At 56.4% G+C, this 8,798-nt stretch carries 6 protein-coding genes; 5 read left to right on the top strand and 1 reads right to left on the bottom strand.

The window, feature by feature from the left end; genetic code table 11:
- From asnB to AC1D00_RS14820, 3 genes are all read left to right on the top strand, one after another.
- On the top strand, positions 1–1,886 hold a 1,886-nt coding region (gene asnB / locus AC1D00_RS14830; RefSeq protein WP_477011180.1), incomplete at its 5' end, for an asparagine synthase (glutamine-hydrolyzing).
- A 67-nt stretch (positions 1,887–1,953) separates the two neighbouring features.
- Entirely contained in the window at positions 1,954–3,126 is a 1,173-nt protein-coding gene (locus AC1D00_RS14825) for a glycosyltransferase family 4 protein (RefSeq protein ID WP_477011179.1), read from the top strand.
- A gap of 34 nt (positions 3,127–3,160) precedes the next feature.
- Positions 3,161–4,573, top strand: a complete 1,413-nt coding sequence (locus AC1D00_RS14820; RefSeq protein ID WP_477011178.1) for a hypothetical protein — start codon at positions 3,161–3,163, stop codon at positions 4,571–4,573.
- A 94-nt stretch (positions 4,574–4,667) separates the two neighbouring features.
- On the opposite strand, the gene AC1D00_RS14815 is transcribed toward AC1D00_RS14820, so the two are convergent.
- The gene (locus tag AC1D00_RS14815) at positions 4,668–6,194 is read right to left on the bottom strand and encodes a polysaccharide lyase family protein (protein WP_477011177.1); all 1,527 of its coding nucleotides are present in this window, start codon (positions 6,192–6,194) and stop codon (positions 4,668–4,670) included.
- A gap of 609 nt (positions 6,195–6,803) precedes the next feature.
- Here AC1D00_RS14815 and AC1D00_RS14810 point away from each other — a divergent pair.
- Both AC1D00_RS14810 and AC1D00_RS14805 read left to right on the top strand, forming a co-directional pair.
- Positions 6,804–7,994, top strand: coding sequence for a glycosyltransferase (locus AC1D00_RS14810; RefSeq protein WP_477011176.1), 1,191 nt, complete (start codon positions 6,804–6,806; stop codon positions 7,992–7,994).
- A 111-nt stretch (positions 7,995–8,105) separates the two neighbouring features.
- Positions 8,106–8,798 (top strand): glycosyltransferase (locus tag AC1D00_RS14805; protein ID WP_477011175.1); only part of this gene is annotated, 693 nt, incomplete at its 3' end.

Genomic DNA, 8,798 nt, shown 5'->3' with positions numbered 1-8,798 from the left:
GGCCGGACGACAGCGGAATTTGGTTGAGCGAGCAAGCYGGAATTGCCTTCGGGCAGCGTCGCCTGGCAATTATCGACCTGTCCTCGATGGGGCATCAACCAATGGTCTCGGCCAACGGCCGATACACAATTACATTCAATGGTGAAGTGTATAATTTCCGAGAACTGAAGGCCGAATTGGAGCGTTGCGGAGTTCGGTTTCGTGGGCATTCAGATACGGAAGTTATTGTCGAAGGATTCGCCCAATGGGGCGTCAAGTCGACCATCACCCGCTTGAACGGGATGTTCGCGATTGCAGCGTGGGACAGCCGAGAGCGTCAACTATTCCTGGCTCGTGATCGAATGGGCGAAAAGCCGCTCTATTGGGCGATCTTCGATGGACTCGTTTTATTCGGATCAGAATTGAAGGCGCTGCGCGCGCATCCCGGTTGGAAGCCGAGACTCAATCGTGGAGCGATCGCCGCCTTTCTCCGGCATGGTTATGTGCCGGGTCCATCCACGATCTATGAAGGTGTCTACAAACTTCCGCCCGCCGGGTTCGTCAAGATTGCGAGCGGCGGCGGCCCCGAAGTGGGCGCGTACTGGGATCTGGCCGATGTTGTTTCGCAGGGGCAACGCAATACGCTTCGATCCGACGAAGATGGACTAGTCGATGAGCTCGAGGCGTTGCTGCATGATGCAGTATCGCGGCGCATGATTGCGGATGTTCCGCTTGGCGCCTTCCTGTCGGGCGGCTATGACTCATCTACCGTCGTCGCACTGATGCAGAAGGCTTCGCTGAGACCAGTGAAGACGTTCACCATCAGCTTTGATAACCCTGCGTTCGACGAATCGAAACACGCTGAGGCTGTCGCGCGGCATCTCGGGACCGACCATACAACGTTTCCAGTCAGCGGCGCCGAAGCTCTCGGTGTGGTGCCGAAGTTGGCCGAGATGTATGACGAGCCATTCGCCGACCCCTCCCAGATCCCGACCCAGATTGTTTCCGCGTTGACGCGAAAAAGCGTCACGGTGGCCCTGTCAGGAGATGGCGGAGACGAATTGTTTTCCGGGTATGACCGGTACCAAGCGACGGACAACGTCTGGCGACCGAGCGCGAGGATGCCGCTTGCGCTCCGCCGCCTCGCGGCTTCGAGCATTCGCGCTGTGCCGCCTGGCACTTACAACGACATAGCGCGCTGTGTACCGTACTTTCGGCGCGTGCCACGTGTTGGCCAAAAGGCCCATCGGTTGGCGCAAATCCTCTCGGAGCCGTCGATCGATTCCATGTACTATCACGCCATCTCGCACCACCAGAACCCGGAGACCCTTGTGAAGGGCTCACAAGAGGTGCGGACGGCCTGCTGGCGCCAAGCCCCCGGAATCCTCTTGCCCGATCCGGTGGACCGCATGCGCTACCTGGACATGTGTACGTATTTGCCCGACGACATCCTCACCAAGGTTGATCGAGCCTCTATGGCTGTCGCTCTTGAGGTGCGCGTTCCCTTGCTCGACCATCGGCTGGTTGAATGGGTCTGGCGGCTGCCGACATTTCAGAACGCGCGTGCCCGGCGCCCCAAACACCTGCTCCGGCGGGTTCTTGCCCGCTATGTGCCCGATCGTTTGGTCGAGCGCCCGAAAATGGGCTTTGGGGTTCCGCTCCCGGACTGGTTGCGCGGCCCGTTGCGGAATTGGGCCGAAGACCTGATGAGCGACGCCAGCCTGAGCGAAGGCGATATTTTTGACGTCGATGGCATTCGCTCGCTCTGGGAGGAGTTCTTGAGCGGAGATAATGCGCGCTATTTCCTCATCTGGAATATTTTGATCTTTCAAGCGTGGCATCGCAGGTGGCGTTACGCACCGGTGGCGGACACCGGTGCAAGACGCGAGGCATCTCTTTTGAATTGAAGTCATATCTACTCGAAAGTCGCCGGACTGTTATTCCTATTGCGGTCCGCTTAGCTCGGGGTGTCAGATGCGAATTCTCTCGATAGATTTTTCCATTCCCTATCTATTGAAGGATGACGACTATCCGATCGGCGGCTGGGCGGTTCAACTTTCGATATGGCTTCGCGCGCTTGAAAGCGCCGGCCACGAAACCGCTCTCCTGACCTGGAAGGGTGCTTTGGCCCATGTCGGTTCGGGCCAGCAGATCAAACTTATCGAAACCTACGATCCCACGCAGGGACTGCGGGTTGCGAAGTGGTTCTACTCATACATCCCAAAAATCTTCGCAGCCGCCCGCGCCTATCATCCAGACGTTATGATCCAAGGCGCAAGCGCGGTCGATAGCGCCATCATGGCTTTCGTCGCCGGCCAACTCGGGATTCCGTTCGTCCACCGCATCGTCAACGACGTAAACGTCGATGAACGATGCAAACTCGACCTTCGATTTGATGAATGGATAGCCTATTCCTGGGCTCGGCATCGGACAGCCGCATTTCTCTGTCAGAATGAGTATCAACGCGGAAAATTATCAGCACTCTTTCCGAACACGCCTGTTCACATCCTTCACAATGCCGTTGTCGTGGCAGAGGACGCGCCCGCTCCTTTGCCGCGGGCAGAACGCAGATATGTCGCCTGGCTTGGTGTCTTCCGCCATCAAAAGAACTTGCCATTGCTGCTTCGAATCGCCCAGGAACTTCCGGCCATCAAATTCCGCGTGGCGGGGATGCCAGAGCGAGATGCTGACCAGGCGACGCTGGACGCCGTGAATGGCCTGCGCCATCTGCCAAACGTGGAATTGGTTGGCTATGTCCGGCGGGCAGACGTTCAACAATTTCTATCGGAATCGACCATGCTTCTCAGCACGTCGGATTTCGAGGGCTTCTCGAACGTCTTCCTGGAGGCTTTCGCCGTGGGCACACCCGTCGTGACGCGCCGGCAAGTGGATCCGGACTCGATCATCGTGCGGCACAGCCTTGGCGCATCGGCTGAAGACGAGCTGGCACTTTCCAAATCCGTGAAGGCATTCTGGGACATGGGTGAGAATGAATACAACGCATTCGCGCAACGATGTCAGAGCTATGTCAAGGCCAATCACTCGCCGACGGTAAAAGCTCGCGAATTAGTTGCGGCTTTGACGCCTCTTATCGCCAAGTCCAAACGCGCGGGGGCAACCAGATACGAGACAATTCAAATAGAATAGAGCAACCAATGCCGATGGTTCGATGAGTACATCCTTGAGCAGTAGAGCCCCAGCCTCTTATCATCTCGCGTTGCCAGATTCAGCCGCGCAAGCCGGAACCTTCTTCTTTCTGTTGTTCGCTTTCACGTGGCCCATCCAGCGCGTGCCATTTATGACGGACAATTTGTTCGGCATCCAAGGGCTCAAACCCTTCAACCTATTATCAGGAGTGGTCTTAGCTTACCTGGTGTTCGACACTGCGCTCTTACACGCGACCGACAAACTCGAACGAACATCCATCAGAGTTTTTCTCCTGTACTTCGTAACTCTTGCCATCGCCCTCATCCGATCAGTTCCGAACGCGCCCCTTTTTCATGATCGCTTCCCCGACTCATATCCGGAATCCTATTTGGACTTTGTACTATCGGCCTGCATTGTGCCGACCTTTTACACTCTGTCCTTCCTGTTTATCCTTAAGCACATGCGCTCCTTTCAGGAGCTCGAGAGGATCACGACGGTGATTTGCCTTTCGATAGTATTGCTATCAATCGCTTTCGTCGTACTCGTCCTGATGAATCCGTCCGTCCTGCTTGCAGGTGACCGGGGCGGAATGGCTGCGCTGGATGCACGTAGCCGGGGCGAAATGGCCACGTTCTGCGAAACGTACTTTGGAGTCCATTACAATGTGATTGGAACCATATATATAAGCACCGTACCCTTGTTGCTCTATCGAGCTCTTACGCGCGGCAATCTCTGGATCGCACCGCTGTGTTTATCGCTCCTGGCGGTTCTTCTCCTCGAGTCACGAAGTGCGCTTGTCACAGTAGCAGCTTCGTGCTCCCTGTTTCTGATCCTGCGGCGCAGGTTCTTCATTTTAGCTCTGGGTGCTGCGGCGGCTGGCGTCGCAACKCTCATTTGGACCGCACCAACCATTGACGCTCTTCTTTCGGTCGGGTTTGGCAGCAGTTCCGACGTCTCGGGCAACGACATGTTCTCGGGCCGTGTCGATTACCTTTGGCTTCCGCTCCTGAGTGAATGGACGAGCGATATCGGCCTGTCCCTGTTTGGCGCTGGTCGCTACGGGATCGTAACGAGTAAACTTTGGGACACAGGAACCCTCATCCACGCCGACCATGCGCATAATGCAATCTTCAACTTCTTTCTCGATTGCGGCATGATTCTAACCGGTGTGCTTTTAATCTTCCTTGTCGTTGGAACAGTTGCTGCCTGGCGAGTTGGGCGACGGTTAAATAGTGACCTTTATTGGGCTCTGTTCGCGTGCATCTTTGGTTGTGGAATTAGTATGGCGACTCAGGGTGACATCCTTCCAAGACTTGACAACATGTATGCATTTCCGATCATTGCGATGATGATCAACCTGGCGCGGTTGCACTATCGGATGCCCGTCATGGTCGATCCCGTCCTACAAAATTGGTCTGACGTGAACTCGACGACGATTCAAAAGTGAAGAGATCGCGAGCGCAGTAGGCGTGTAGGTCGGAAGGTCAGCGCCTGAGCAGTCCGGGGTCTTCTTTGTGGGATCCGACGAGCTCGTCAAGCGATCACGTCAGCGGTGGCACCGGCAGCGGATGGCTAATGCGCGATGCAAACGGCTGTAAGCCCGATGCATCCATTTCGATGTTCGCATACCAAACGGCCAACGGCAGGCCATTCGAATTGTTTCCTCGATACAACGTCAGATTCCACCAGAATGGTGCCCGGGATCGCGTGCCAACTTGCACGCCACTCCGATCCCAGAGCTGATTGCCATCGAACCAAGTCTGCACAAACCCGTTTGGAGACTCGTCCATTCGAAATGTCGTCCTCACGAAATGCCAACGGCCCGTTGCGCAGCTGACATAGGGAGAACTCCAGGTCGTCGGATCGTTATAGACCCAGACGCCATAATTCCCGTTACCAGGATGGAGCGCATGGGTCGGTCCGGAATTGACGCCAGTAGTCTGATCGTGAAGAGCGGGAAGATCACAGAAGGTGCAGTCGAAGGTCGAGCCGGGCTCTATGAAGAAGGCAAACGAGATGTCGCCAATGACCTGCCACGGAATCAGGATCTGAGCAGTATCCAATTGGATCCGATCGATGCGGGGCCCATCGAATGGGGCGGGATCGCCTTTATGCACCTCAAAGCGATACAGATTGAGATAGTTTGGGTCGTTCACCTTGATCAGACTATATGGATAAGCCCCGGCACGACCCTGCAAGGTCCCATCAACGGCAGCAGTCGATATCGTGGCCGGATAAACCAGGTTGCTTCCGCCCCCGGTCGGAAGGTGCTTGTAGGGCGCGACATTGGTCGGCCCCGCACCTGAGCCGAGCCCGCCGATCTTCGGCCTGACATCGATCGCGGTCAGGAAGGCATAGAGTGCCTTGCTGAAATCAAGCTGCTGCTGCGCTGTCAGCTTTGATCCATAGTGCACGAAGGCAACCTGGCGCGAGGTGAAATGACCAGACGCGCTCTTGAGGATCTGAACGGCGCCGACGCTCGCACTGTGGGTGGCGGTGCCAGTGCCGATCGATGAGCCATCGAGAAAGACCTGAAGCTCCGCAGTCGTGTCATTCTGTTGTATTGCCCAATGTCCGACGGTCGAGCCGTAGACGCTCCCGATGGAAATTCCATCCGACGTATTGAGGGCCGCTATGACCTTGCCAATTGCAGAGCCATTGGCCTTGTGACCGATAAAAAGCTTCTCGCCGCTGCACTGGAAGGGACTAATGTCGTCGGATGTGCACTCGTTAAGACAGAAGTGACCGAATGCCGAATTGCCGTCCGTCGCCTTGCCGCTGTTGACCTGGAAGTCAGTCGAGAACCATCCTGTTGCGCCATCGCCTGCGAGGAAATTGTTGGCATTATAGGCAATGGTACCATTAGCAGTGAGGCGGCCTGTGGCTGTGTTGATCCAGTTGTAGCTGCACGCACTCTCGGATGGTGCGGCGAAGCAATAGAACAGATCGAGCGTCGCCCAGACGCCCTTTTGCTTGAGCGTGGTGATCAAGTCATCGACCAGCTGGAGCCAGATGCTGCTCGGTGCAGGCGCGATGGCCGAAGCGAGCGCGTTGGTCTCGTCATTCATGACGGGCATCGATAGCCCTGCGGTCGTCTGCAGGGCGCTCGCGGTTGTCGTGGCCAACAGTCCGGTAAGAACATCGCGCCGTCGCATGTGCCGCCCCCTCACGGATCACGCCTGTGCGGAAAAACTTAGCACCTTTTCCCGCCGCGCGAGCGGTAAACTGACGGCTCGCCTTTCCAGCTATTGGCGAAGGCGATAGGAGCAACTCGCTGGGCGGCGGCGGTCACCGCCACGAACCTCACGAGCGCGTTACAACGGCGCCCACACGGCCGATCCGTCCCGACAACGCACACGGTCTGCCGGACTTTGCTTTCTTCGCGACGAACTTCACCGACGAACTCGGCGAGAGCACGGATCATTTGGCGTTCTCGACGGTGCCCGGTCATTCGCGCTTCACCTTTGCGCCTCGTCATGCATCAGGACATGCAGACGATCCATCGAGCCGGTTCGCGGCACGACCCTTTCGGGTTACCCAGCATTCGCTGCCCGAAGTCACGACGAGCCCAGCGAGGCGAAGTGCAGCCATGATACGGTCGGCTTGGCAAATGCACGAGCTCCACCAGGCGCGCGATGCCATCCTTGCTTCCAAGGGTCARGACGGAGAGTGACTTTATGCGGGTGATGTTTGTGCTCAATTGCATTGGTGCCGCGGGCGCTGAGCGTCACACGTATCAACTTGCAAACGCGCTGGCAGCCCAGGGGGACGTCTGCACACTAGTGGGCCTTACGGGCAGCTATTATTCATCCAGTCGGACCAACCTGACCTCTATCAGACTCAATGGTAATCAGATTTACGACATTGGTACCGCATTTCGCCTCTCACGATTGATCCGCGTCCACAGCCCCGACATCATTGCGGCTATAGACGAGCGGCCACTGCTTTTTGCTTATGTTGCACGACGGCTGGCTGGATCACACGCAAAGCTCGTGTCGATACTCCATAACCCGGAGGTTAAATCCGCGCGAGAGCGGCTACTCCATCCTATTAACCGTCATGTTGTCGCCGGCGTCGACGCAATGATCTACGTTGCCCAGACTCAGCGAAAGCTATGGGAGGATCAGGGGTATTCACCTCCAATTTCCACCGTCATTCGTAATGGAGTGGACTTACGTCGATACTCGCCTGAACCGGTCGCTGAATGGAGAAATCAGATTCGCTCGAAGCTGGGGCTTGGACCAGGCGATTATGTCATCGGCTTGTGCGCCTGGTTTCGGCCGCAAAAGAATCATTGTCAGTTGGTCGACGCCATCCGAATACTCCGAAGTCGAGGGTATCCGGCCAAAGCCCTGTTTGTAGGAACCGGCCCAACGCAAGCAGCTGTTGAGCAATATGCCAAAGCGCATGGGATTCTGGAGCACATTATTTTTGCCGGACACCAGGAAGACGTACGACCCTATACGAGCGCTTTTGACGTTGGCGTCCTCTGCAGCATCTACGAAGCGGCGTCCCTTGTCGCATTGGAAATGATGGCGATGGGTCTGCCAGTCGTTCTCAGCGACGTTGGCAATGCCGCCGAAACGTTACTTCCCGGGAAGACCGGCTTCATTTTCCCTCCCAGGGATACAATGTCGCTGGTCGGCTTTCTCCAGACCTTGTCCGACCCACTTGAGCGAGAGGCCATGGGACGTGCGGCAGCCCAATTTGTGGCTGCGAATTTTTCGGCCGACCACATGCTCGATAGTTACAAGAACTTCCTGACCCGGCTTTTGACGGAGAGCCGTCGATGCGATCAAACACAGGATGCCGCGGCCGCCCGCGTGGGCACGCACGAGCAGAGCAGCCCCCACGGACACTCATCGTAGTGCCAACGCCAACCCGACGTCATGCGGACAGATGACGCGGAAGAGACCTCAGACGGATGCGATTTTCACTGATGGACGTTTGATAGGCCGACGGAGGTCGTTCAGCGACAGATGTTCAATAGACTTCACAGGCAATCTGCGGCGCGGCTCAACGTTGTGGTGGTCACACCCCTTGGCGAAGATGGGCAAGGTGGAATCGATCGCATGATGGATGCCGTCAGACGCGAGTTTCTCGGGCATCCGCGTGACAATGTTGATCTACAGTTCGTGATGAGTCGCGGAGCGAACATATATCTGTCGCCGGTCGTGTTGGCTTGGGCTCTTCTTAGAATTGTTTGGATGCAGGCGTGGCGGGGGATCGATGTCATTCACATAAACGTTGCCGCAAATGCAAGCGCATACAGGAAGTTTGCCGTTGCTTCAGTCGCTTCCGCATTGCGCATTCCATACATCATCCATCTACATTCAGGTGAATTCGGCACCTTCTGGGACTCATGCAACGGACTTACGCGCCGTCGGATAGAAATCCTATTTACTAGGGCCAGCTTCGTAGTTGTTCTTGGTCGGGTATGGTCGGAGCTCGTCGTTTCAAAATTGCCGGAGTTGGCGGACCGCATCGTCGTTATGCCCAATTCGACCAGAACGCAGCGACAGCATTGCCACGCCGATGGTCCGGTCAGAATCCTGTTTCTCGGCCGTCTTACTCCGGCCAAAGGAATTGGAGATCTCCTTGATTCGTTCGAGATAATTCAGCATCGCAATGACTGGCACGCGACGCTTGCAGGTGACGGAGCAATAGCAGAG

The sequence above is a fragment of the Bradyrhizobium sp. P2_E8 genome, assembly GCF_056403875.1.
The sequence above is the reverse complement of the archived record's forward strand: the minus strand, read 5'-3'. Positions and strand labels throughout refer to the sequence as shown.

Bases quoted from the DNA above. Each gene is read 5' to 3' on its own strand.
- AC1D00_RS14825 (WP_477011179.1), top strand. From the start codon at position 1,954: ATGCGAATTCTCTCGATAGATTTTTCCATTCCCTATCTATTGAAGGAT.
- AC1D00_RS14815 (WP_477011177.1), bottom strand. From the start codon at position 6,194: ATGAATGACGAGACCAACGCGCTCGCTTCGGCCATCGCGCCTGCACCG.
- AC1D00_RS14810 (WP_477011176.1), top strand. From the start codon at position 6,804: ATGCGGGTGATGTTTGTGCTCAATTGCATTGGTGCCGCGGGCGCTGAG.